Origin of the sequence: Curtobacterium sp. JUb34, assembly GCF_003755065.1 — a bacterium.
Lineage (GTDB): Bacteria > Actinomycetota > Actinomycetes > Actinomycetales > Microbacteriaceae > Curtobacterium.
Window position 1 is genome coordinate 224093 of sequence record NZ_RJVH01000003.1, and the last position, 23458, is coordinate 247550.

Sequence of the window (23458 nt, forward strand, 5' to 3'; positions counted from 1 at the left end):
CGCGACGACACGACGGACGGGAGGCCCGGTACCAGCTGGTACCGGGCCTCCCGTCCGTCTGCTGGTCACGTCCACCACGTGACCAGCGTCCTCAGACGACCGCGCCGACGCGCTCGGTGAGCAGGTGCTCCTGGTCGGTCTGGATGCAGGCGACGCCGCGGCCGTGCACGTCCTGCAGGCGCGGGTCCACCGTGCGGCACTGCTCCTGCCGGCCCTCGTCGAGCAGCTGGTAGAGCGGGCAGCGGGTGCGGAACCGGCAGCCGTCGATGCGCTCGGTGGGGGAGGGCAGGTCGCCGTCGAGCAGGATCCGACCGCGGGCGGCCTCGGCGGACGGGTCCGGCACCGGCACGGCCGACAGCAGGGCCCGCGTGTAGGGGTGCTGCGGGTCGGAGAACACCTTGTCGCCGTCGCCGTACTCGACGATGCGCCCGAGGTACATGACCGCGACGTCGTCGGCGATGTGCCGGACGACGGACAGGTCGTGGGCGACGAACAGGTACGACAGGCCGAGGCGGTGCTTCAGGTCCTCGAGCAGGTTGATGACACCCGCCTGCACCGAGACGTCGAGCGCGGACACCGGCTCGTCGAGCACCAGGATCTTCGGCTCGACGATGAGCGCGCGGGCGATGCCGATGCGCTGCCGCTGGCCACCGGAGAACTCGTGCGGGTACCGGTCGATGTAGCTCGGCTCGAGCCCGACGAGTTCGAGGACCTCGCGGACCCGTCGCCGGATCTCGTCCTTCGCGACGCCGTGCACCGTCAGCGGCTCACCGATCACCGAACCGATGTCGAGCCGGGGGTCGATCGACGCCATCGGGTCCTGGAACACGACCTGGATGTCGCGACGGATCGCCAGGCGGTCCTTCTTCGACAGCGACGCGGTGTCGACGCCGTTCACCCGGATGGTGCCCTGCTGGGCGCCGGCGAGCTCGAGGATCTCCATGATCGTGGTGGTCTTGCCGCAGCCGGACTCGCCGACCAGCCCGAGCACCTGCCCGCGCTTGAGCGTCAACGAGATGCCGTCGACCGCGTGCACCTCGCCGATCTGCCGGCGGAAGAGCGCGCCCTTGGTGAGCGGGAACGTCTTGACGACGTCGGTGAGCTCGAGCACGACGTCGTCGCCGTGGTCGATCGTCGCCTCGGGGACGTCGTCGGGCCGGGGGAAGATCTCCGACCGTTCGAGGGTGCCGGCGGCGATCTCGTCGCGACGGATGCACGCGGCGGTGTGGTCGACGAGCACGGCGGGCGCGGAGACCGCGGCGCCGGTGGCGATGTCGGCGACCGTGTCACCGCCGGCGTTCGTGATGGCGCCGGTACCGGCCTGCGTGATGGTCGGGGCGATGAGCGCCGGTTCGCCGTCGCGGCAGGCGTCGATCACGGCGGGGCAGCGGTCGGCGAACGGGCAGCCGGTCGGCTTCTGCGTGAGCAGGGGCGGGCGGCCCTCGAGCGGGACGAGCCGTTCGGTGCGGGCCGCCGTCATGTTCGGCATCGACCGGAGGAGCCCGATCGTGTATGGCATGACCGGCTCGCGGAAGAGCGGCTCGACCGGTGCCGTCTCGACGATGCGGCCCGCGTACATCACGGCGACGCGGTCGGCGTTGCCGGCGACGACCCCGAGGTCGTGCGTGATGAGCACGACGGCTGCGCCGGTCATGTCCTTCGCCGTCTGCAGCACGTCGAGGATCTGCGCCTGGATCGTGACGTCGAGCGCGGTGGTCGGCTCGTCGGCGATGATCAGCTTCGGGTCGTTCGCGATGGCGATGGCGATCATCGCGCGCTGGCGCATGCCGCCGGAGAACTCGTGCGGGAACGCGTCGAGGCGTCGTGCGGGGTTCGGGATGCCGACGACGCGCAGGAGTTCCTCAGCGCGGGTGCGGGCGGCGTGCTGGGTGAGGGAGCGGTCGTGCAGTCGCAGCCCCTCGACGATCTGCTGGCCGATCGTGTACACGGGCGTCAGGGCGGACAGCGGGTCCTGGAACACCATCGCGATGTCGCCGCCGCGCAGGCGGGACATCTCACGGTCGTTCTTGCCGAGGAGCTCCTGACCGTCGAAGCGGATGCTGCCCTCGACCTGGGCCGACGACGGGAGCAGGCCCATCACGGCCATCGAGGACACCGACTTGCCCGAGCCCGACTCGCCGACGATCCCGAGGAACTCGCCGGGGGCCACCGTGTAGTCGACCCCGCGGACGGCGTAGACGGGCTTGGTCTTCGGGTTGAACGTGACCGACAGGTCGGACACGGTCAGCAGCGGCTCAGTCACGGTTGGCTCCGGAGGTGGGGTCGATGGCGTCGCGCAGGGCGTCGCCGAGCAGGCTGGTCGAGAGCACGGTCGCGACGAGGGTCGCGGCGGGCAGGACGAACAGCCACGGGCGGGTGACGGCGGACTGGCTGCCCGCGGCGAGCAGGGTGCCGAGCGAGACGTCGGGGATCTGGATGCCGAAGCCGAAGAAGCTCAGCGAGCTCTCCGCCAGGATCGCGGCCCCGACGCCGAGCGTCGCGTCGATGATGAGCAGGGACGCCACGTTCGGCAGGATGTGCCGTCGGATGATCGTGAACGCCGGCACCCCCATGAACCGGGCGGCCTTGACGTAGTCGCGTTCGCGCAGGGACATCGTCTGGCCGCGGATGACCCGGGCCATGACCATCCAGCTGAACACCGCGAGGCCCACGATGAGCGCCACCCACGTCAGGTTCTTGAACACCGGGCTGAGGAGGACGAGCGCGTAGAACGACGGGATCACGAGCAGCAGGTCGATGACCCACACGAGCACGCGGTCGACCGTGCCACCGAAGTAGCCGGCGATCGCACCCACGATGCCGGCGATCAGCGTCGCGGCCGGACCGGCGATGAGGCCGATGAGCAGCGACTTCTGCAGGCCGACGAGCGTCTGCGCGTAGATGTCCTGGCCGATGTCGTTCGTGCCGAACCAGTGCGCCGCGCTCGGCGGCATGCCGAACGCCAGACCGTCGGAGTCGACGGCGTTCCAGTGGTACAGGTGCGGGCCGACGAAGGCCCACAGCAGGATGAGCAGCAGCGCGCCACCACCGATGCGGGCGCGCCAGGTGCCGAACACCTTGCGCCAGAGCGGCGTGCGGCCGCCCTTGACCTCGATGACGTGCGCCGGGACACCGGCGTTGCCGTCACCGGGGTCACCGGCGGTGGTCGTGGTTGTCGGGTCGAGAACAGACACGGGTCACACCCTCACTCGCGGGTCGAGCGCGGCGTAGAGCAGGTCCGCGAGGGTTCCTGCGATGAGCACGAGGATCGCCGTGAAGAGGATCGTGCCCGATGCCGCGTTGATGTCGTTGTTGGTGATGCCCTGGACGAAGTACTCGCCCATGCCGTGCCAGCTGAAGACCAGCTCGGTGATGCTCGCGCCGGTCAGGATCAGCCCGAACGAGTACGCGAAGAACGTCGACATCGGGATGAGGGCGACGCGGACGCCGTGGCGCATGATGGCCGATCCGCGCGTCCGGCCCTTCGAGCGCGCGGTGCGGATGAAGTCGTTCGACAGCACGTCGAGCATCGCGGAGCGCTGGTACCGCGAGTACGTGGCGACGGCGCCGATGGTCAGCGAGATCGTGGGTAACAGCAGGTGGATCAGCCGGTCGCCGAGCACCGGGAAGAACCCGTTCACGCCCGGCGTGTACTCACCCGTGAACCGGATCACCTGGGTGCCGAGGCCCTGGTTCATCGCGGTCGCCAGGATCATCAGGACGACGGCGATGACGAAGGTCGGGGTGGCGAGCACCGCGAACGACAGGTACGTCGAGACCTGGTCCGACGTGCGGTACTGGCGGACGGCGTTCCACACGCCGAGCAGCACCCCGAGGATCGCGCCGAGCAGGGTGCCGATGACCAGCAAACGCAGGCTCGTCCCGGAGCGGGCGACGATGTCGGCCGTGACCTCGGTGCCGCGCGTGCTCATGCCGAGCGACCCGTGCGTGACGAGGTTCGACCACCAGGTCCACGTCCGGACGATCAGCGGGGTGTCCGGATCTGCGCCGAGCTTCCGCAGGGACGCGTCGATCGTGCCCTGCGGTACGGCCGGGTTGCGGCCCAGGAACCGGGCAGCCGGGTTCAGCGTGGTGCTGGCGAGGATGTAACCGAGGGTCGTCGCCACGATCGTCAGGACGATGTAGTTGACGATCCGCTTTGCGATGAAGGCAAGCATGTACTGGGACCTCGTGGGGTGCGGCCATCCGTCCGGACGGCGTTGTCGGTGGCGACAGGTTAGCCGTTCGCGGCGGGCGGGTGGGACATCGGAAGTGACGCTATGCAACATTCGTTACGAGCATGTTTCGATTCCCCACATCAACCCTTGTGGTGCCTTCGGATGTGACTAGGGTTCTCAACCAACAGGCGTGGCGGCGGGGGTCGTCGCGTTCCAGCGCGAAGAGCGCGAACCACAACGAAAGGGAATCCTCGCCATGCGAAAGAGGATCAAGGGCATCGCCGTGCTGGCCACCGCTGCGGCTGCGGCCGTCGTGCTGGCCGGCTGCTCCGGCGGTGGACAGGCGGGCAACAGCAGCTCCGCAGTCGCCGAGTCGTCGCTGAAGTCGACCGGCTGGACCGTCGCGGACCGCGCGGACGTCAAGGACGGCGGGTCGATCACCCTGCCGATCGACACCGCACCGGCGAACTTCCAGATCAACAACCTCGACTCCGGTACCGTCGACGACCAGGCGATCTCCGGGACCTACCTGCCGAGCTTCATCCAGTTCAAGGAGAACGGTGAGTGGGAGGCGAACAAGGACTTCGCGACCTCGGTCGAGCTGACCAAGGACTCGCCCCAGACCGTCGAGATCAAGATCAACCCGAAGGCCGTGTGGTCCGACGGCACCCCGATCAGCGCGAAGGACGTCATCGCCAACTGGAAGGCGCTGAACGGCACGAACAAGGCCTTCGCGCCCCTCGCCACCAACGTGTGGGAGGACGTCGACTCGGTCAAGCAGGGCTCGGACGAGCGCGACGTCATCATGACGTTCTCGAAGACGAACGCCGACTGGGCGAGCGTCCTCGGCTCCATCTACCCGTACTGGGCCGTCGACACCCCCGAGCACTTCAACACGGCCTGGGCCAAGGGTCCGTACGCCGCTGACGGCAAGACCTACGTCTCCGGTGGCCCGTACATCGTGAAGTCCTTCGACGCCAACGGCGGCGTCCTCACCTTCGAGAAGAACCCGAAGTGGTGGGGCGACGAGGGCAAGCTCGACACCATCGTCTTCAAGACGGTCTCGCGTGACGGTGTCGCGCAGGCGTACGGCAACAAGGAACTCGACGCGTTCAACCTGAACGGCAGCGCCGACAACCTCAAGACGGCGAACTCTCGTTCGGACTCGAAGATCGAGCGCTCCCTCGGCACCACGCAGCGGCAGATCACGCTGAACGGCACCTCCGACGTCTTCAAGGACCAGGACGTCCGCCAGGCGTTCGCGCAGTCCATCAACCGCAAGGTCCTCGCCCAGGCGATCCTGTCGCCGGTGAAGAGCCCGGGTGACGTGCTCAACAACCTGACGTACCTGCCCGGCCAGGAGGGCTACCAGGACGACGTGTCGAGTGTCTACGGCTACAGCACCGACAAGGCGAAGTCGAAGCTCGAGGACGCTGGCTGGAAGGTCGGTTCGGACGGCTACGCGACCAAGGGCGGCAAGGAACTCGACGTCCGCTTCGTGATCCCGTCGGACAACCCGAACTCGGCGAACGTCGCGCAGCTCGTGCAGCAGCAGACGAAGCTCGCCGGCTTCAAGGTCACGATCGACACCGTGCCCTCGGACGACTTCTTCACGAAGTACATCACCACCGACGGCCGTGACTTCGACGCCACGTACTTCGCGTGGCAGGGCACGCCGTTCCCGATCTCGTCGCTCAAGTCGATCTACTACCCCGCCGACGCCGGCCAGAACTACACCGGTGTGACGGACGACTCGCTCGGCGCGGCATGGGACAAGGCGAACGCCGAGCTCGACCCCGATGCCCGCATCAAGGACGCGCAGGCGATCGACAAGAAGATCGTCGCCGTCGCCGGCACCATCCCGCTGTTTGCCGAGCCGTACGCCTGGGGTGTCCGCAAGGACCTCGTGAACTACGGGCCCGCGCAGTTCCAGCAGTACTCGGTCAAGTGGCAGGACGTGGGCTACACCAAGTAGTCCCGCGGTCGCACGACCCGCAACGACACCCCCGACGTCGCACGACGTCGGGGGTGTCGTTCTGCGTCGGCGGGGGAGTGGGCGTCGGGATCTACAGCCGGGCCGCGGCGAGCGACGCCGCGATCCCGAGCACGACGAACGCCAGGATCGTCCACCCGTGCACCCGGTGGGTGATCGGCGCCGCGACGACGGTCGCCGGAGGCGGGCCGTCCTGCGGTGCCGGTGCGGGCACGAGGGCCAGCACCAGCGCGGCCGCAGCGTCGACGTCGAGGTGATCCGGGCCTCCCGGTCGGCCCTGGACCTGCGCGGTGAGCCGCGCGGTCGGGCGGGTCGCGATCCACACGCGGCGGACGCCCTCGCTCGAGACGACCTCGATGCCGTACTTGGTGCGCACCTCGGTGACGCGCGACCACGTGTAGGTGCTGGTGCGGCGGACGTCCACGATCCGCAGGTGCTCGGGCGTCAGCTCGATGCGCGGACGCCAGAGCGCGGCCCACGCCACGAACGCGATGCAGATGCTCGGGACCGGCACGAGCCAGGGGTTACTGCCACCGAGCAGCGCCAGGGGGACGAGCGCCACCGCGACGACCCAGAGGACGAGGGCGAGGCGGCGAAGACCCGGGGCGACGATGGTGGTGTGCACCGGACGAGGTTACGAGATGCCTCCCCGGGAACGCCCGGGGAGCGGGTGTGACACACCAGCGCGTATCTCCGGACGACCCGATTCCCCGGGGAGGCAGATCCTGTTCGGACCTCTCGTGCGGACAATGGTCGTCGCCCCCAGTTCGGGTGTCAATACCCCATGGCGACGGATTCGGGAAACCCCCACGCCGGGAACGGCGTCAGTCGCGGGATCCGGTCACGAGACGAGCAGTTCGATCTGTTCGCGGATCGTCTCGGCCTTCGGGAACCGGAGGCCGACCAGGCCGACGTGCCGCCAGCGCACGACCCCGTCCGGGCCGATCACGAACACCGACCGGCGCAGTCCGATCCCCGGCGCACGCACGCCGTAGTCGCGGATCACCGAGCCGGCGGTGTCGCTCAGCAGGGGGAACGTGAGCGAGGAACCGCGCGCGAACGTCTCGTGCGAGTTGAGGGCCTGCGGGCTGATGCCCCACACCACGGCGCCGAGGTCGTCGAACTCGTCGAGCTCGGCCTGGTAGCTGCAGAGCTGTGCGGTGCACACGGCCGTCGCGTCGCCGGGGTAGAAGGCGAGCACCACGGTCCGGCCGATCTCCGACGACAGGTCGTACTCGTCGTCGGTCCGTACCCCGTCGCGGACGATCATGCCCGGCAGGGTGAACGTCGGCGCGGACTCGCCGACCTCGGGGATGCTCATGTGCTCACGGTAGGGGTGCGTCTAGGAGAACAGCTGGGGGAACGCGTTCGCGACCCAGGGGTAGCCGATGAACACCGCGGCGTCGAGCAGGCAGTGCGTGACGATCAGGGGCATCAGTCGGCCCCACTTCGTGTAGATCCAGCCGAACACGACGCCCATCACGGCGTTGCCGACGAACGCACCGAAGCCCTGGTACAGGTGGTAGCTGCCGCGCAGCAGTGCCGTCGACAGGATCACCTGCCATCGGCCCCACCCGAGGTCACCGAGCCGGGCGTAGAGGTACCCGATCACGATCACCTCTTCCTGCAGGCCGGAGCGGATCGCCGACAGCAGCAGGACCGGCACCGTCCACCAGTAGGAGTTCAGGGCGGCCGGGTCGACGTCCACCGTGATGCCGAGGGCGCGCCCGGCGAAGTAGAGGGCGAGCCCCGGGATCCCGATGCAGAGTGCGATGAGCGCCGGGCCGCCCAGGTCGGGCTTCACGCGGAAGCGGTCGATGCCGAGCCGGGCCAGGTGCGGGCGCGAGGTGCTCCACAGCAGGAAGCAGACCAGCGCGACCGGCGCCAGGTCCACCGCGATGCCGAGCAACTGCCGGGCCAGGTCGACGTACTGCACCGTCGTCGACGAGGTGTTGAGCGCCGTCGACTGCTCACCGAGCGCGGTCGTCTGCGACAGGTCGTCGATGATCTGCAGGATCGAGTACAGCGCGCTGGCACCGAGCGACAGGAGCAGCACGATCGTGATCTCGACCCACGTTCGCCGTCGGCTCATGCGGAGTACTCCTGTCGGTTGCGAACTACCGGTAGACTGGCGTGTCGGGCGTTCTGCCCACGGGTGCGGTGCTGTCAAATCACTGGCCCGACACTCTCCCAGAAATTGAAGGATGTCCTGTATGGCGCTCGCCACCCGGTCCGACCTGCGCAACGTCGCCATCGTGGCACACGTCGACCACGGCAAGACCACCCTCGTCGACGCGATGCTCACGCAGACCAACTCGTTCGACGCCCACTTCGAGGGCGAAGACCGCATGATGGACTCGAACGACCTCGAGCGCGAGAAGGGCATCACGATCCTCGCGAAGAACACGTCGGTGCTCTACAACGGCAAGCACGCGACCGAGTTCGGCGCGGACGGCCCCATCACCATCAACGTGATCGACACCCCGGGTCACGCCGACTTCGGTGGCGAGGTCGAGCGCGGCCTGTCCATGGTCGACGGCGTCGTGCTGCTGGTCGACGCGTCCGAGGGCCCGCTGCCCCAGACGCGCTTCGTGCTCCGCAAGGCGCTCGCCGCCAAGCTCCCGGTGATCCTGCTCGTCAACAAGACGGACCGCCCCGACTCCCGCATCGGCGAGGTCGTCTCCGAGTCGCAGGACCTGCTCCTCGGCCTGGCGTCCGACCTGTCGGACGAGGTCGACGACCTCGACCTCGACGCGATCCTCGACGTCCCCGTGGTCTACGCCTCGGGCCGTGCCGGTGCCGCGTCGCGCAACAAGCCGGCCGACGGTTCGCTGCCCGACAACGACGACCTCGAGCCGCTGTTCGAGGCGATCCTGCAGCACGTCCCCGCGCCGAAGTACGACGACCAGCACCCGCTGCAGGCCCACGTCACCAACCTCGACGCGTCGCCGTTCCTCGGTCGCCTCGCGCTGCTGCGCATCTTCCACGGCACGATGAAGAAGGGCCAGACGGTCGCGTGGGTCAAGCACGACGGCACCGTCGCGAACGCCCGCATCACCGAGCTCCTCATCACCAAGGCGCTCGAGCGCTACCCCGCCGAGTCGGCGGGCCCCGGTGACATCGTCGCCGTCGCCGGCTTCGACACGATCACCATCGGTGAGACGCTGACCGACCCCGAGGACGTCCGTCCGCTGCCGACCATCACGGTCGACGACCCGGCGATCTCGATGACGATCGGCACGAACACCAGCCCGCTCGTCGGCAAGGTCAAGGGCCACAAGCTGACCGCCCGCATGGTCAAGGAGCGCCTCGACCGCGAGCTCATCGGCAACGTCTCGCTCAAGGTCCTCGACATCGGTCGCCCCGATGCCTGGGAGGTCCAGGGCCGTGGTGAGCTCGCGCTCGCCATCCTGGTCGAGCAGATGCGTCGTGAGGGCTTCGAGCTCACCGTCGGCAAGCCGCAGGTCGTCACGAAGCGTGACGAGAACGGCAAGCTGCAGGAGCCGTACGAGCACATGACGATCGACACGCCGGAGGAGTACCTCGGCGCGATCACGCAGCTCATGGCGGCGCGCAAGGGCCGCATGGAGAACATGACGAACCACGGCACCGGCTGGGTGCGCATGGAGTTCATCGTCCCGTCGCGTGGCCTGATCGGCTTCCGCACGTCGTTCCTGACCGAGACCCGCGGCACCGGCATCGCCAACGCGATCTCGCACGGCTACGACGAGTGGGCCGGCCCGATCCAGACCCGCATCAACGGCTCGATCGTGTCCGACCGCTCGGGTGTCGTCACGCCGTTCGCCATCACGAACCTGCAGGAGCGGATGACGTTCTTCGTCAACCCCACCGAAGAGGTCTACGAGGGCATGGTCATCGGTGAGAACTCGCGCGCCGACGACATGGACGTCAACATCACGAAGGAGAAGAAGCTCACGAACATGCGTTCGGCGAACGCCGACTCCTTCGAGTCGATGACGCCGTCGCGCCAGCTCTCCCTCGAGGAGTGCCTGGAGTTCGCACGCGAGGACGAGTGCGTCGAGGTCACCCCGGCCGTCGTCCGCATCCGCAAGGTCGAGCTCGACGCGCAGGCCCGCCAGCGCTCGTACGCCCGCCTGAAGCGTCAGGACGCGTAAGCAGCAAGCGACGCGTCGCGTCAGCAAGAGCACGACCTGAGGAGGTCGGGGGTTACGGTGGATGCCGTGACTCTCGACCTCCTCTCGCTGTACCAGGACCTGCACGCCCACCCCGAGCTCGGTTTCCAGGAGCACCGCACCGCGGGCATCGTGGCCGACCGGCTCGCCGAGATCGGTGGCATCGAGGTGACCACCGGCGTCGGCGGCACCGGGGTCGTCGGCGTGCTGGCGAACGGCGAGGGCCCGGTGGTGTGGCTCCGCGCCGACATGGACGGCCTGCCGGTCCAGGAGCGCACGGGTCTGCCCTACGCCAGCCAGCACCGCGGTACCGACGAGGACGGCAACGACGTCCCGACGATGCACGCCTGCGGCCACGACATCCACGTCACCTGGCTGCTCGGCACGCTCGAGCGCCTGGCGGCGACCACGGACGACTGGCACGGCACGGTCGTGGCGGTCTTCCAGCCGGCGGAGGAGGTCATCTCCGGCGCCCGCGCGATGGTCGAGGACGGCCTGGTCGACCGGTTCCCGAAGCCCGACGTGGTGCTCGGTCAGCACTCCGCTCCTGCGCCCGTCGGCATCGTCGCGATCGGTTCCGGTCCGGTGATGGCGTCGAGCGACCGACTGACGGTCACGTTCAACGGCCGCGGGGCCCACGGTTCCGCACCGCAGGCGTCCCTCGACCCGGTCGTCACCGCCGCGTCCGCCGTCGTCCGGCTGCAGACCGTCGTGTCGCGCGAGGTCTCGCCGAGCGACGCCGGGGTCGTCACCGTCGGCAGCTTCCACGCCGGCACCCGCGCCAACATCATCCCCGACCAGGCCGTCATCGAGATCTCGACGCGTGCCCGCAACGAGGAGACCCGCGCTCGGATCATCGCGTCGATCGAGCGGATCGTCCGGGCGGAGAGCGACGCTGGTGGCCTCCCCGAGCCGACGATCGTGCGGTCGCCGGGTGCCGAGGTGACGGTGAACGACGCCGAATCCGCCGCTCGGGTGCTCGCGGCCGTGAGCGCTGCCGTGCCGGGAGCGCGCGAGCTCGAGATCGGCTTGGCGATGGCGTCGGAGGACGTCGGTCAGCTCGCGACGGCGGCGGGTGTCCCGCTCGTGTACTGGTTCACGGGCATCACCGACCCGGAGCTGTTCCGCCGTGGCGAGGACATCCCGAGCAACCACTCGCCGTTCTACGCCCCGCAGGCCGAGACCGCGATCCCGGTGGGCGTCGACGCTTTGGTCGCCGCGACGCGCGCCTACGTCGCCTGACGCTTCCTTCCCATTGCGCGGGCAGTAGGAAGCGGGAACGGGCGTACCTGGTCGAAACGAAGGACCAGGTACGCCCGTTCCGGCCAAGGACGCGCGACGGGCGCGAAGGGCGGACGGGAGGCGCGGGGCGGCCCCGCCGCGCGGGTGACCGTCCCGGGGACAGGACGTTCACAGCCAACTCGCGCCGTGCCTCCCGGCTCACCCGTTACCGTCGGCGCATGCGTTCCCTCCGTACCCCGCTGATCGCCGCCGTCGCCGCCGGCATCGCCCTGGCCGGACTCACCGGCTGCTCGTCCGACGCCGTCGAGCAGGCGACGGACCTCGGGTCCTCGGTCGCCTCGACGGTCGCGGACGGCGTCGCCGGCATCGACGGCAAGGCGATCCAGGACGGCATGTCCTCGGTCGCGGGCGGCATCGACGGCGCGCTCGACACCGCGCTCAAGGGCGCGAACGTGACCTCCGACGGCAAGGTACCCGACGGCTTCCCGTCGTCCGACGTGCCGCTCGTCGACGGCACGGTGCTCGGCGGGGGAGCGGGTCCGAACGGCTCCGGGTGGGTCGTGCAGGTGCGTGCCGGGTCGGTCGACGACTTCACCGCCGCTGCCCAGCAGCTCGCCGACGCCGGGTACACCGAGTCGGCGAAGCGCGCCGACTCGTCGAGTGCGTTCGGGATGTTCCGCAGCGACGGGTACCGCGTCGTGCTCACGTTCTCGGACGGCGACGACGGCGTCACCGCGACCTACATCGTCACGGCCCGCTAGTCCCGTACCCTTGGGGGCGATGTCGAAGGCCTCCGTCACGCGCCCCGAGCGCGTCCTGTTCGTGCACGCCCACCCCGACGACGAGACCCTGTCGTCCGGTGGGACGATCGCCACCCTGCTCGAGCTCGGCGCCGAGGTCACCGTGTTGACGGCGACCCGTGGTGAGCGCGGCGAGATGCTCACCGAGCGGCTCGCGCCCCTCGCCGGTGACGCGCAGCGCGTCGCCGCGCACCGCGAGACCGAGATCGACGCGGCGCTCGCGGCCCTCGGCGGCCCCGTGCACCTGTGGCTCGGCGGTCGCGGGGCGCGTCCGACCGACCTGCCGGAACGCCGGTACGTCGACTCCGGCATGCAGTGGGGACCGGACGGCCGGGCGACCGCCGCCGACGACGCCCCCGCCGACTCGCTGACCGCCGCCGACCTCGGCGAGGTCGTCGACGACGTCCGTGCCGCGATCCGCTCCACCGGGGCGGACGCGGTCGTGAGCTACGCCGACGACGGCGGGTACGGACACCCCGACCACGTGCGCGTGCACCACGCGGCCCGGTACGCAGCCCGGGCGGAGGAGGTCGCGTTCTCGATGATCGTCGCCCCGGACGACGGAGACGCCGACGTCACCGTCGACGTCCTGCCGGTGCGGGCGAAGGTGCGCGCCGCCGTCGAGCAGTACCGCTCGCAGGTGACGGTCGACCCGGTGGACCCAGCCGACCCGACGGCGCTGTCGTGGGTGATGCCGCACGGCGTCCGCCAGCACGCCCCCGCGGTCGAGGCCTTCCGGCACGACGCCGACCCGCAGCCCCCGGCACCGCAGACCTACGCCGAGATGTCCGGCCAGGGCAAGGTCGCGGCGGTCGCCGTCGCGCTCGTGCTCGGGCTCGTCACCGGTGGGCTCGGCACGGTGACGCACCAGCAGACCATCGGTGCCGCCGCGTTCCCGATCGGCATGGTGATCACCACGCTGCTCGTGGTCGGGCTCACGGTGGGCATCCGGCTGCTGTACCGGTCGCGGGCCATGGTCGCCGCGATCGGCATCGGCATCCTCGTCGCCACGCAGGTGCTCGTCTCGGTCGGTGGGCAGGGCTCGCCGCTCGTGCTGGCGAACGCCGCCGGGTACGTCTGGACGTTCGCACCCGCCGTCATCGCCGCCCTGGTGCTCGCGTGGCCGGACCTGTCGGGGCTGCGGTCCCGGACGGCCCCGGGCCGCGAGTAGACTCGAACCCGCTCGTCGAAGGGAGCACCCGAACCGTGACCTACGTGATCGCCCAGCCCTGTGTCGACGTCAAGGACCGCGCCTGCATCGACGAATGCCCCGTCGACTGCATCTACGAGGGCGACCGGTCGCTGTACATCCACCCCGACGAGTGCGTCGACTGTGGTGCGTGCGAGCCGGTCTGCCCGGTCGAGGCCATCTACTACGAGGACGACCTGCCCGACGAGTGGGCCGACTACTACAAGGCCAACGTCGAGTTCTTCCAAGAGGTCGGCTCGCCCGGTGGTGCCGCGAAGGTCGGTGTGATCCACAAGGACCACCCGGTCATCATGGCCGAACCGCCCCGCGGCTGAGCCGGACACGCACGTGGCGCTCGACCTGCCCGACTTCCCCTGGGACCAGCTCGTCCCGTTCAAGCAACGTGCGGCGGAGTACGAGGGCGGCATCGTCGACCTGAGCGTCGGTTCGCCCGTCGACCCGACGCCCGAGGTCGTCCGACGGGCACTCGCCGACGCCACCGACGCGCACGCCTACCCGCAGGTCGCCGGCACCCCGGCGCTGCGGCAGGCCATCGCCGACTGGTACGGCCGCCGGCACGGGGTGACCCTGACCGAGGCGCACACGCTGCCGACGATCGGCTCGAAGGAGTTCATCGCCGGTCTGGCGCTCTGGCTCGGCATCGGCACCGGCGACACCGTGGTGTTCCCGGCGGCCGCCTACCCGACCTACGAACTCGGGGCCGCCCTGGTCGGCGCGGACGCGCTCGCCTCGGACGACCCGGCGGCGTGGCCGTCGACGACGAAGCTGGTGTGGCTGAACTCGCCCGGCAACCCCGACGGCCGCGTGCTCTCGATCGACGACCTGCGCGTCGCGGTCGCCCGGGCCCGCGAGCTCGGCGCCGTGATCGTCGGCGACGAGTGCTACGCCGAGCTCGGATGGGACCCGGAGTACGCGACCACCCCGACCCCGACGATCCTCGACCCCCGTGTCGTCGGCGACTCGGTCGACGGCGTGCTCAGCGTGTACTCGCTGTCGAAGCAGTCGAACCTGGCCGGGTACCGCGCGGCCTTCGTCGCCGGTGACGCCGAGATCCTGGCCGACGTGCTCGCCGTCCGGAAGCACGCCGGGCTCATGCCGCCCCTGCCCGTGCAGGAAGCCATGGTCGTGGCGCTCGCGGACCAGACCCACGTGCAGCAGCAGAAGGCCCGCTACCGTGCGCGCCGGAACATGCTCCGACGGGCACTCGAGGGCGCCGGCTTCCGCATCGACCACAGCGAGGCCGGGCTGTACCTGTGGGCGACCCGCGGCGAACCCGCGCTCGACACCGTGTCGTGGCTGGCCGACCGCGGGATCCTCGTCGCGCCGGGCACGTTCTACGGTGTGGCCGGGGGAGAGCACGTCCGGGTGGCCCTGACGGCGACCGACGAGCGCATCGCAGCTGCGGCACAGCGGCTCGCCAGCAGCCGACGGCTCGGCACCGCCCAGCCCGGAGCGCAATCGGTGGTTCCCACCAAGTCGTGACCTCCGAGGTGTGCACGAGCGACAGACGCCGCGATTAGGCTGTCATCGTGACTGACACTGCCAACGACGCTCAGAAGACGGCCACACCGCCCACGACGCCCGTGCCCGTGAGTCCCGCCGCCGAACAGACGGGCGAGACCGCGACGCTGACGTACCCGGGCGGCAGCGCGGAGTTCCCGATCCTGCCGAGCGTCGACGGCGCGTCCACGATGGACATCTCGACGTTCAAGAAGCAGACCGGCATGAACACGCTCGACTACGGGTTCGTGAACACCGGGTCCACCAAGAGCGCCATCACCTACATCGACGGCGACCAGGGCATCCTGCGGTACCGCGGCTACCCGATCGACCAGGTCGCGTCGAACTGCACGTTCCTCGAGGTCGCGTGGCTCCTGATCTACGGCGAGCTGCCCAGCGAGTCCGAGCTCGCCGACTTCGACGCCCGCATCCGTCGTCACACCCTGCTGCACGAGGACCTCCGTCGCCTGTTCGACGCCCTCCCGCACTCGGCGCACCCGATGTCCGTGCTGTCCAGCGCCGTCAGTGCCCTGTCGACGTACTACGAGGACGACATGGACGTCGACGACCCGGAGAAGGTCGAGCTGCAGACCGTGCGGCTGCTCGCGAAGCTGCCGGTGATCGCCGCCTACGCGCACAAGAAGTCCATCGGCCAGGCGTTCCTGTACCCGGACAACGGCCTGTCGTTCGTCGACAACTTCCTGCGCCTGAACTTCGGCACCATGGCCGAGACGTACCAGCCGAACCCGGTGCTGTCGAAGGCCCTCGACCGGCTCCTCATCCTGCACGAGGACCACGAGCAGAACGCCTCCACGGCGACGGTGCGCATGGTCGGCTCGACGAAGGCGAACATGTTCGCGTCGATCTCCGCCGGCATCAACGCCCTGTACGGCCCGCTGCACGGCGGCGCGAACGAGGCCGTGCTCGAGATGCTGCAGCAGATCAAGGACTCCGGCGAGCCCGTGCAGCGCTTCGTCGAGCGGGTGAAGAACAAGGAGCGCGGCGTGAAGCTCATGGGCTTCGGACACCGCGTCTACAAGAACTACGACCCCCGCGCGAAGCTCGTCAAGGAGTCGGCGGACGAGGTCCTCGAGTCCCTCGGCGTGCAGGACGACCTGCTCGACATCGCGAAGGAGCTCGAGCAGATCGCGCTGAGCGACCAGTACTTCATCGACCGCAAGCTCTACCCGAACGTCGACTTCTACACCGGCATCATCTACAAGGCGATGGGCTTCCCGCCGCGCATGTTCACGGTGCTGTTCGCGATCGGCCGGCTGCCCGGCTGGATCGCGCAGTGGCGCGAGCTGAACAACGACCCGCTCAACAAGATCGGTCGCCCGCAGCAGCTCTACGTGGGTGCCCCGAAGCGGGATCTCCCTGCGCGCTGACGCACGCTCCACTCCGCGAGAGCGACAGGACCCCGCGAACGGTTCGCGGGGTCCTGTCGCTTTCGCGGTGGGGTCGGCCTACGCGTGCAGCGCGGTGTTGAGCTGGATGCCCTCGCCCGCGCGCTGCAGGGCCTCGACCGCACCGGACAGGCTGTTGCGGCGGAACAGGACGTTCGGGGCGCCGGAGAGCTCCGCCGCCTTGACGGTCTTCGGCGTGCCGTCCGGGTTCGGGGCGGCGCCGACCAGGACGACCTTCGTGCCGGCTGTGACGTACAGGCCGGCCTCGATCACGGAGTCGTCGCCGAGCGAGATGCCGAGGCCCGCGTTCGCGCCGAGCAGTGCGCGGTCGCCGAGGGAGACCCGGTGCGTGCCACCGCCGGAGAGCGTGCCCATGATGGACGCCCCGCCGCCGATGTCGGTGCCGTGTCCGACGACGACGCCCTGCGAGACACGGCCCTCGATCATGGCGTCGCCGAGGGTGCCGGCGTTGAAGTTCACGAAGCCCTCGTGCATGACGGTCGTACCCGGTGCCAGGTGCGCGCCGAGGCGGACGCGGTTGGCGTCGCCGATGCGGACGCGGTCGGGCACGACGTAGTCCAGCAGGCGGGGGAACTTGTCGATGGCGTGCACGGCGATGCCCGCGCGCTGCAGCGACGGGCGCAGGCGGGTCAGGGACTCCGGGTGCACCGGTCCGGCGTTCGTCCACGCGACGATCGGCAGGTACCCGAAGACCCCGTCGAGGTTGATGGTGTTCGGACGCACGTGCAGGTGGCTGAGCAGGTGCAGGCGCAGGTACGCGTCCTCGGTGCTGGTCGGTGCGGCGTCGATGGTGACCTCGGTGGTGACGGCCTCGATCCGGACCTCGCGGCGGGGGTCGTCGCCCACGTGCACCTGCAGCTCGGCGGGGAACTCCGCGTCGGTCGGCAGCGCGCCGAGGTGCGTCTCCGGGTACCAGGTGTCGAGCGTCGTGCCGTCGGCGGCGATCGTCGCGAGGCCGTGGCCCCAGGCGTGCGTCGGGCGGTCGGCGGCGGTCGGGTCGGTGGCAGCGGTCGTGTCGGTCACCGCACCAGGGTACCGACGCCCTGGACGGGAGCACCGGACCGACCGGACGGACGCTGCGGACCGGCACCGTGCCTCCCGGACCGCCGTGCCGTCGGCCAGCGCGACGCAAGCGGCGGCCGATAAGGTGACCGCATGCCGGAGCAGCTCGACCTCACCGCCTCGTCCATCGACATCACCCGTGCCATCTGCGACATCGAATCGGTGTCGGGGAACGAGCAGGCCCTCGCCGACGCGATCGAGGCGGTGCTCACGCCGCTGTCGCACCTCGAGGTGATCCGCGACGGTGACGCGATCGTGGCACGCACGAACCTCGGGCGCGACCGCCGCGTCGTGATCGCCGGGCACATCGACACCGTGCCGCTCAACGACAACCTGCCGACCGAGTTCCGCACCGCCGAGGACGGCACCGAGATCCTCTGGGGTCGCGGCACCGTGGACATGAAGGCCGGCTGCGCGGTCCAGCTCAAGCTCGCGTACGACCTGGTTGCGCCCTCCGTCGACGTCACGTGGGTCTGGTACGACCACGAGGAGGTCAGCGACCTGCTGAACGGCCTCGGTCGTCTGGCCCGGACCCGTCCGGAGCTGCTGGCCGCCGACTTCGCGATCCTGGGGGAGCCGTCCGGCGCGCAGATCGAGGGTGGCTGCAACGGCAACCTCCGCGCCGAGATCCGCACGTTCGGCAAGCGTTCGCACAGCGCCCGCAGCTGGATCGGCGACAACGCGATCCACAAGACGGCGCCGATCCTGGCGACCCTGGCCGCCTACGAGCCCCGCACGGTCACGGTCGACGGGCTCGAGTACCGCGAGGGCCTGAACGCCGTCGGCATCAGCGGCGGCATCGCGGGCAACATCATCCCGGACGAGGCGATGGTGCACGTGAACTACCGCTTTGCGCCCTCGCGCTCCGCCGACGAGGCCGTCGCACACATCCGCGAACTCTTCGACGGGTACGAGGTCACGATCGTCGACCTGGCCGCCGGGGCCCGACCGGGCCTCGACGCCCCGCTCGCGCAGGACTTCGTGGCCGCGGTCGGTGGTCCGGAGCCCCGTCCGAAGTACGGCTGGACCGACGTCGCGCGGTTCTCGGCGCTCGGGGTGCCCGCGGTCAACTACGGCCCGGGTGAACCCGTCTTCGCCCACCACGACGACGAGCAGGTCCCGGTCGCGCAGATCACCGCGGTCGAGGCCGGCCTCCGTCGGTGGCTGACGGCCTGACGACGGCCGGGGTCTCCCGGCCGACCCCTGCACGCACCCGCTGGCGCGCCCGGTACCGGGTCGTGCCGTGGTGGGTCCGCATCACGGTCGTCTACGTGCTCGCCCGGTTCGTCACCGGACTGATGATGCAGGCGTTCGCGAGCGTGCAGGCGGCGAACTCGTTCACCGTCCAGCACCCGGGGTACCTGTCGTTCGCGTCCGTCTGGGACGGCGCCTGGTACCGCGTGATCGCGACCGGTGGCTACCCGTCGACCCTGCCGGTGGACGCCGCGGGGCACGTGACCGAGAACGCGTGGGCGTTCATGCCGGCGTACCCGTTCCTGGTGCGCGGCCTCATGCTGCTGACCGGTGCGTCGTTCGAACTCGTCGCGGTGTCGGTGTCGTTGCTCGCCGGACTCGGCGCTGCGCTCGTGTTCCGCCGCCTGATGGGGCGCTTCCTCGACCCGGCTCGGGCGACCTTCGCCACCGTGCTGTTCTGCGTCGCGCCCGTGTCGGCGATGTTCCAGGTGGCGTACGCCGAGTCGATGGGGCTGTTCCTGTTGCTCGTCGCGCTCCTGCTCATGGTCGACCGGCGGTGGTGGACGATGCTGCCCGTCGTGCTGCTGCTCGGCATGACCCGGCCGACCGGGCTCGCCTTCTCGTTGCTCGTCGTCCTGTTCGTCGGCGCATGGGCGATCCGGCCCGCGTGGGTGCGGTCGTCGGAGCCGCTCACCCTGCGCCGGCTCGTGCCGCCCGCCGTGGTCGCGGTGGTGTCCGGGTTGGTGGGCCTGGCGTGGCCGGCGATCGCCTGGGCCGTCACGGGGGTCCCGAAGGCGTACACCGACACCGAGCTCGCCTGGCGGTCGTCGTACGTCGGGTGGCAGGAGCTCGTGCCGTTCGCGCCGTGGATCCAGGGCTTCGGCTGGTGGTTCCACCAGCCGGCCGGCGGGATCCTGCTGGCCGTCGTGGTCGTCGGCTTCGCGGCGTTCGTCTGCATGCCCGCGGCACGTCGGATCGGGATCGAGCTGCGGCTCTGGGGCATCGCCTACGTCGTGTACCTGCTCGCCGTGTTCTTCCCGCAGTCGAGCACGTGGCGGATTCTGATGCCGATCGCGCCGCTGCTCGGCATCGTGGCGCTGCCGCGGTCGCGCGTGTACCGGGTGGCCGTCGTGGTGGCCTTCGTCGGGCTGCAGTGGGTCTGGCTGTACTCCTGCTGGTGGATCGACGGCTACGACTGGACCCCGCCGTGATCGGCGCGGCGCTCCCGAGCCTGGGCGCGGGCCAGGAGTCGTGCAGCGGGGCCGCTCCGCTCGCGCTTCGGTACCGTCGCTGACATCGGTTCGGGGTCACCCGGCCGCCAGTTCGCCGCCGCCACGACCATCGCGTTGACGGTGGCGATGAACGGCACGGCGAAGAACGCGCCGACGACCCCGGCGATGGTCGTGCCCGCCGTGACCCCGAGGACGACCCCGAGCGGGTGCACCTTCACGGCGGTGCCCGTCAGGAACGGGTGCAGCACGTGGCTCTCGAGCTGCTGCACCACGACCACGATCCCGAGCATCACGAGCGCGGGTACCCACCCGTTGAACACCAGGGCGATGAGCACCGCGACCGCACCGGCGACGATCGCGCCGACGACGGGGACGAACGCACCGAAGAACACGATGACGCCGATGGGGATCGCCAGGGGGATCTGCAGGGCGAGCGCGCCGATGGTCACGCCGAGGGCGTCGGTGACGGCGACCACCAGCTGGACCCGGATGAAGCTCGTCAGGGTCTTCCATCCGGCATGCCCGGCGACGTCGATGCGCGCGCGGGCACGGCGCGGGAAGAGCCGGACGACCCAGCCCCAGATGCGCGGACCGTCGATGAGCACGAACAGCGTCGTGAACACGATGATGAACAGCCCCTCGAGCACGTGCACGGCGCCGGTGCCGGCGGCCTGGAACCCGGACAGGATCGTCGAGGCGTGCGCCTGCAGGTAGTCGAAGCCGTTCGACACCCATCCGTCGACGTCCTTCGCCGTGATCCCGAACGGCTCACTGTCGAGCAGGGTCCGAAGCGACTGCACGCTGTGGTGGAGTCGGCGTTCGAGGGACGGAAGGTCGGACCGCACCTGCTCGGTGACGAGCAGCGCGAGCCCGCCGAGTGCCAGCACCAGGGCCACCAGGCTCGACAGCACCGCCGTCCACTTCGGCCACCGGTGCCGCTGCAGGAACGACGACATCGGCATGAGCAGCGCGCAGACCAGCAGCGCGATGAGGAACGGCACCACGATGTCCTGCAGCAGCACGACCAGGGCCACGAGGACCGCGAGCCCGGCACCCACGACGAGGATGCGCCAGGTGAACGCCGCGCCGATCCGCAGGCCGGCGGGCACGGCGTCGTCGGGCCGCGCGGTCCGCTCGGGTCGTCCGCTGGGGGACTGACGGCGCGTGGAGCGGATGTTCGGCATCCGCCAAGGTTACGAACGCAACCCGCGAAGATCCGCCGATCCGACACCCCCAACCTGGGCGGTTTCGCAGTTGCCCCATCAATACGAGATAATGAGCGGGCATGTACTGCACGAAAGGGGACATCTGATGGCAGCCATGAAGCCGAGGACCGGTGACGGGCCGATGGAGGCTGTTAAGGAGGGTCGACTCATCATCGTGCGGGTTCCGCTCGAAGGAGGAGGCCGCCTGGTCGTCTCGGTCAACGATGCCGAGGCCAAGGAACTCCATGACGCACTCGCTGAGGTCGTCTCGGCCTAGTAGTCGAAAGCACCAGAACGACGGGCCCGGAGCGTGTACGCGCCGGGCCCGTCGTCTGCGTCCGGCAGGATGGCCTCGTGTCGAGGACCCACATGCCGATCCGCCGCGTCGAGGAGTACCGCGACCCGGACCCGATGCCGCGCGACGTCTGGCCGGCGACGCTGCCCCCGGTGCGGCAGCTGCTCGACGAGGGGCTCGACCTCGACCCCGTGACGGTGTTCGTCGGCGACAACGGTGTCGGCAAGTCGACTCTGATCGAGGCCATCGCGCTCCGCTTCGGGATGTCCCCGGAGGGCGGCTCCACCCTGGCGAACCACTCGACGCGCCCGTCCGAGTCGGACCTGTGGGAGCACATCGTCCTCCGCCGTGACTTCGGTGCGCCCCGCGGTGGCTTCTTCCTGCGCGCCGAGACCATGCACGGCTTCTTCACCTACCTCGAGGACCACCCGAACCACTCCCGCCCGGAGCCGGTGTTCCACGAACGCAGCCACGGGGAGGCGTTCCTCGACTTCGTCATCGACCGCGCGCAGTGGCCGGGGCTCTGGATCCTCGACGAACCCGAGTCGGCGTTGTCCTTCTCCGGGTGCCTGACGCTCATCGCGCTGTTGCGGTCGATCGTCGACAGCGGGGTGGGACAGGTCGTGCTCTCGACGCACTCGCCGGTGCTGGCGGCGTTCCCGGGCGCGACGATCCACGAGGTCGGCGAGTGGGGGTTCCGGCGCACCGAGTGGGAAGAGCTCGACCTGGTGCGCAACCAGCGCTCGTTCCTCGAATCACCCGAGCGGTACCTCCGGCACCTCGAGTGACCGACGGTCAGGATGACGCAGCGTGCGCTACGCGGTGACCTTCGTCAGCTGCAGCAGACCGTCGCCCGCCGGCGAGAGCGCACTCCGCACCGCGCCCGACGTCGACACCTCGGTGAGCAGCAGCCGGAAGTCGGTGGTCGCCCGGTCCCGCTTGACGGGATCGGCCACACGTCCGCGCCACAGCGCGTGCGGCACCAGGACGGTCCCGCCGAGGCGCGCGAGCCGCAGTCCGTGTTCGACGTACTCGATGACGTGCTCGGGGTCGGCGTCGACCAGGACGACGTCGTACGACGCCTCGTTCATCCGGGGGAGCACCTGGTTCGCGCGGCCCGGGATGAGCCGGATCCGGGCGGGGGCGGTGCCGGCACTGATGTAGGCGTCACGGGCGAACTGCTGGTGGTCGACCTCGACGTCGATCGTGGTCAGGGTCGCGTCCGGCGCGCCGCCGAGCAGGTACAGCCCGGAGACTCCCAGGCCCGTCCCGATCTCGATGATGCTCGTGGCTCGGGACGCTGCGGCGATGACGCCGATCTGTGCGCCGATCGCGGGCGAGATCGCCTCGACACCGAGCTCCAGGGAGTGCTCACGAGCGCGGGCGATCGCCTCGGACTCCGAGACGATGTCCTCGGCGAACTTCCAGTTCGACTCTTTCTCTGACACGCACACTCCGTTCGGATGACAACTCTAGGGGTGCATCCGAGCCGCACGGGTTAGGCTCGCTCACGTGAACATCCCGCTCGACAAGATCCTGATCATCGGGATCATTGCCGTGCTCTTGCTCGGGCCCCAGCGCCTGCCGATGTACGCCCAGAAACTGGCCGAGTTCGTGAAGGCCGTCCGCCGGTTCGCCGACACCGCGAAGGAGCGGATGCGCGACGAGATGGGCCCCGAGTTCGACGACATCGAGTGGCAGAAGCTCGACCCGCGACAGTACGACCCCCGCCGGATCATCCGCGATGCACTCCTCGACTCCGGCGGCGCCAGCAGCGCCGCAGCGGTCCAGACCGCGCAGGTGACCGCGTCCAAGGTGCGCGCGACGGCTCCCGTCGTGCCACTGGCCGTGGGGGAAGCGCCACCCTTCGACGCGGAAGCGACCTGACGCCCGTCACGTGACCACACGGCGGACGGGAGGCCCGGTGCCAGCTGGCACCGGGCCTCCCGTCGTCCGTGTGGTGACG

Annotated in this window: 22 protein-coding genes; 13 read left to right on the forward strand and 9 right to left on the reverse strand. The window is 69.9% G+C overall.

Going from position 1 to position 23458, the window contains the following annotated elements:
- Positions 1 to 91 precede the first annotated feature (91 nt).
- The 3 genes from EDF63_RS12260 to EDF63_RS12270 are packed head-to-tail and all read right to left on the reverse strand — an operon-like array spanning position 92 to position 4178.
- Entirely contained in the window at positions 92 to 2263 is a 2172-nt protein-coding gene (locus EDF63_RS12260; RefSeq protein ID WP_123313325.1) for a dipeptide ABC transporter ATP-binding protein, read from the reverse strand.
- Positions 2256 to 3194 carry an ABC transporter permease gene (locus tag EDF63_RS12265; RefSeq protein ID WP_111084973.1) on the reverse strand — a complete coding sequence of 313 codons (939 nt, stop codon included), beginning with the start codon at positions 3192 to 3194 and terminating at the stop codon, positions 2256 to 2258. Before EDF63_RS12265 ends, EDF63_RS12260 begins: the two co-directional genes overlap by 8 nt.
- A 3-nt stretch (positions 3195 to 3197) precedes the next feature.
- Positions 3198 to 4178 carry an ABC transporter permease gene (locus EDF63_RS12270; protein ID WP_111084974.1) on the reverse strand — a complete coding sequence of 327 codons (981 nt, stop codon included), beginning with the start codon at positions 4176 to 4178 and terminating at the stop codon, positions 3198 to 3200.
- A 256-nt stretch (positions 4179 to 4434) separates the two neighbouring features.
- On the opposite strand from EDF63_RS12270, the gene EDF63_RS12275 reads away from it, so the two are divergent.
- Positions 4435 to 6153: an ABC transporter family substrate-binding protein gene (locus tag EDF63_RS12275; RefSeq protein ID WP_123313326.1), complete on the forward strand. Its 1719-nt coding sequence runs from the start codon at positions 4435 to 4437 to the stop codon at positions 6151 to 6153.
- Between the two features lie 91 nt (positions 6154 to 6244).
- On the opposite strand, the gene EDF63_RS12280 is transcribed toward EDF63_RS12275, so the two are convergent.
- The 3 genes from EDF63_RS12280 to EDF63_RS12290 all read right to left on the reverse strand — a co-directional run bounded on the left by EDF63_RS12280 (position 6245) and on the right by EDF63_RS12290 (position 8263).
- Positions 6245 to 6796, reverse strand: coding sequence for a PH domain-containing protein (locus EDF63_RS12280; RefSeq protein ID WP_123313327.1), 552 nt, complete (start codon positions 6794 to 6796; stop codon positions 6245 to 6247).
- Between the two features lie 216 nt (positions 6797 to 7012).
- Positions 7013 to 7492: a peroxiredoxin gene (locus EDF63_RS12285; protein WP_123313328.1), complete on the reverse strand. Its 480-nt coding sequence runs from the start codon at positions 7490 to 7492 to the stop codon at positions 7013 to 7015.
- Positions 7493 to 7513: 21 nt separating this feature from the next.
- Positions 7514 to 8263 (reverse strand): CPBP family intramembrane glutamic endopeptidase, encoded by a 750-nt coding sequence (locus EDF63_RS12290; protein WP_123313329.1) that lies wholly within the window; start codon positions 8261 to 8263, stop codon positions 7514 to 7516.
- Between the two features lie 121 nt (positions 8264 to 8384).
- On the opposite strand from EDF63_RS12290, the gene typA reads away from it, so the two are divergent.
- The 7 genes from typA (at position 8385) to EDF63_RS12325 (ending at position 16465) form a co-directional block, all read left to right on the forward strand.
- Positions 8385 to 10307, forward strand: coding sequence for a translational GTPase TypA (typA, locus tag EDF63_RS12295; protein WP_123313330.1), 1923 nt, complete (start codon positions 8385 to 8387; stop codon positions 10305 to 10307).
- Positions 10308 to 10373: 66 nt separating this feature from the next.
- Positions 10374 to 11567, forward strand: coding sequence for an amidohydrolase (locus tag EDF63_RS12300; RefSeq protein WP_185021410.1), 1194 nt, complete (start codon positions 10374 to 10376; stop codon positions 11565 to 11567).
- Between the two features lie 218 nt (positions 11568 to 11785).
- A complete protein-coding gene (locus tag EDF63_RS12305; protein WP_123313332.1) occupies positions 11786 to 12328 on the forward strand; it encodes a hypothetical protein in 543 nt (180 codons plus the stop codon).
- A 19-nt stretch (positions 12329 to 12347) separates the two neighbouring features.
- A complete protein-coding gene (locus EDF63_RS12310; RefSeq protein ID WP_123313333.1) occupies positions 12348 to 13538 on the forward strand; it encodes a PIG-L family deacetylase in 1191 nt (396 codons plus the stop codon).
- Between the two features lie 35 nt (positions 13539 to 13573).
- The gene (fdxA, locus tag EDF63_RS12315) at positions 13574 to 13891 is read left to right on the forward strand and encodes a ferredoxin (protein ID WP_123313334.1); all 318 of its coding nucleotides are present in this window, start codon (positions 13574 to 13576) and stop codon (positions 13889 to 13891) included.
- 13 nt (positions 13892 to 13904) lie between these two features.
- Complete coding sequence (gene dapC, locus EDF63_RS12320) at positions 13905 to 15059, forward strand: succinyldiaminopimelate transaminase (RefSeq protein ID WP_123313335.1); 1155 nt, start codon at positions 13905 to 13907, stop codon at positions 15057 to 15059.
- A gap of 107 nt (positions 15060 to 15166) precedes the next feature.
- Positions 15167 to 16465, forward strand: a complete 1299-nt coding sequence (locus EDF63_RS12325; protein ID WP_123313623.1) for a citrate synthase — start codon at positions 15167 to 15169, stop codon at positions 16463 to 16465.
- Between the two features lie 78 nt (positions 16466 to 16543).
- Here EDF63_RS12325 and dapD read toward each other — a convergent pair whose 3' ends face one another.
- Positions 16544 to 17527 (reverse strand): 2,3,4,5-tetrahydropyridine-2,6-dicarboxylate N-succinyltransferase, encoded by a 984-nt coding sequence (gene dapD / locus EDF63_RS12330; protein WP_123313336.1) that lies wholly within the window; start codon positions 17525 to 17527, stop codon positions 16544 to 16546.
- Between the two features lie 132 nt (positions 17528 to 17659).
- Between dapD and dapE the strand changes: the two genes are divergently transcribed.
- Positions 17660 to 18742 (forward strand): succinyl-diaminopimelate desuccinylase, encoded by a 1083-nt coding sequence (gene dapE, locus EDF63_RS12335; RefSeq protein WP_123313337.1) that lies wholly within the window; start codon positions 17660 to 17662, stop codon positions 18740 to 18742.
- Positions 18727 to 19971 (forward strand): hypothetical protein, encoded by a 1245-nt coding sequence (locus EDF63_RS12340; protein ID WP_123313624.1) that lies wholly within the window; start codon positions 18727 to 18729, stop codon positions 19969 to 19971. Before dapE ends, EDF63_RS12340 begins: the two co-directional genes overlap by 16 nt.
- Here EDF63_RS12340 and EDF63_RS12345 read toward each other — a convergent pair.
- A complete protein-coding gene (locus tag EDF63_RS12345) occupies positions 19950 to 21176 on the reverse strand; it encodes an AI-2E family transporter (RefSeq protein ID WP_260233090.1) in 1227 nt (408 codons plus the stop codon). The two genes, EDF63_RS12340 and EDF63_RS12345, sit on opposite strands and share 22 nt — an antisense overlap.
- A gap of 127 nt (positions 21177 to 21303) precedes the next feature.
- Here EDF63_RS12345 and EDF63_RS12350 point away from each other — a divergent pair, with 127 nt between their 5' ends.
- Positions 21304 to 21474 (forward strand): DUF3117 domain-containing protein, encoded by a 171-nt coding sequence (locus EDF63_RS12350; protein ID WP_017887054.1) that lies wholly within the window; start codon positions 21304 to 21306, stop codon positions 21472 to 21474.
- Between the two features lie 77 nt (positions 21475 to 21551).
- A complete protein-coding gene (locus EDF63_RS12355) occupies positions 21552 to 22280 on the forward strand; it encodes an AAA family ATPase (protein ID WP_123313338.1) in 729 nt (242 codons plus the stop codon).
- A 27-nt stretch (positions 22281 to 22307) separates the two neighbouring features.
- On the opposite strand, the gene EDF63_RS12360 is transcribed toward EDF63_RS12355, so the two are convergent.
- Positions 22308 to 22940 (reverse strand): O-methyltransferase, encoded by a 633-nt coding sequence (locus EDF63_RS12360; RefSeq protein WP_123294100.1) that lies wholly within the window; start codon positions 22938 to 22940, stop codon positions 22308 to 22310.
- Between the two features lie 64 nt (positions 22941 to 23004).
- Between EDF63_RS12360 and EDF63_RS12365 the strand changes: the two genes are divergently transcribed.
- Positions 23005 to 23379 (forward strand): twin-arginine translocase TatA/TatE family subunit, encoded by a 375-nt coding sequence (locus EDF63_RS12365; RefSeq protein ID WP_123313339.1) that lies wholly within the window; start codon positions 23005 to 23007, stop codon positions 23377 to 23379.
- Positions 23380 to 23458 lie beyond the last annotated feature (79 nt).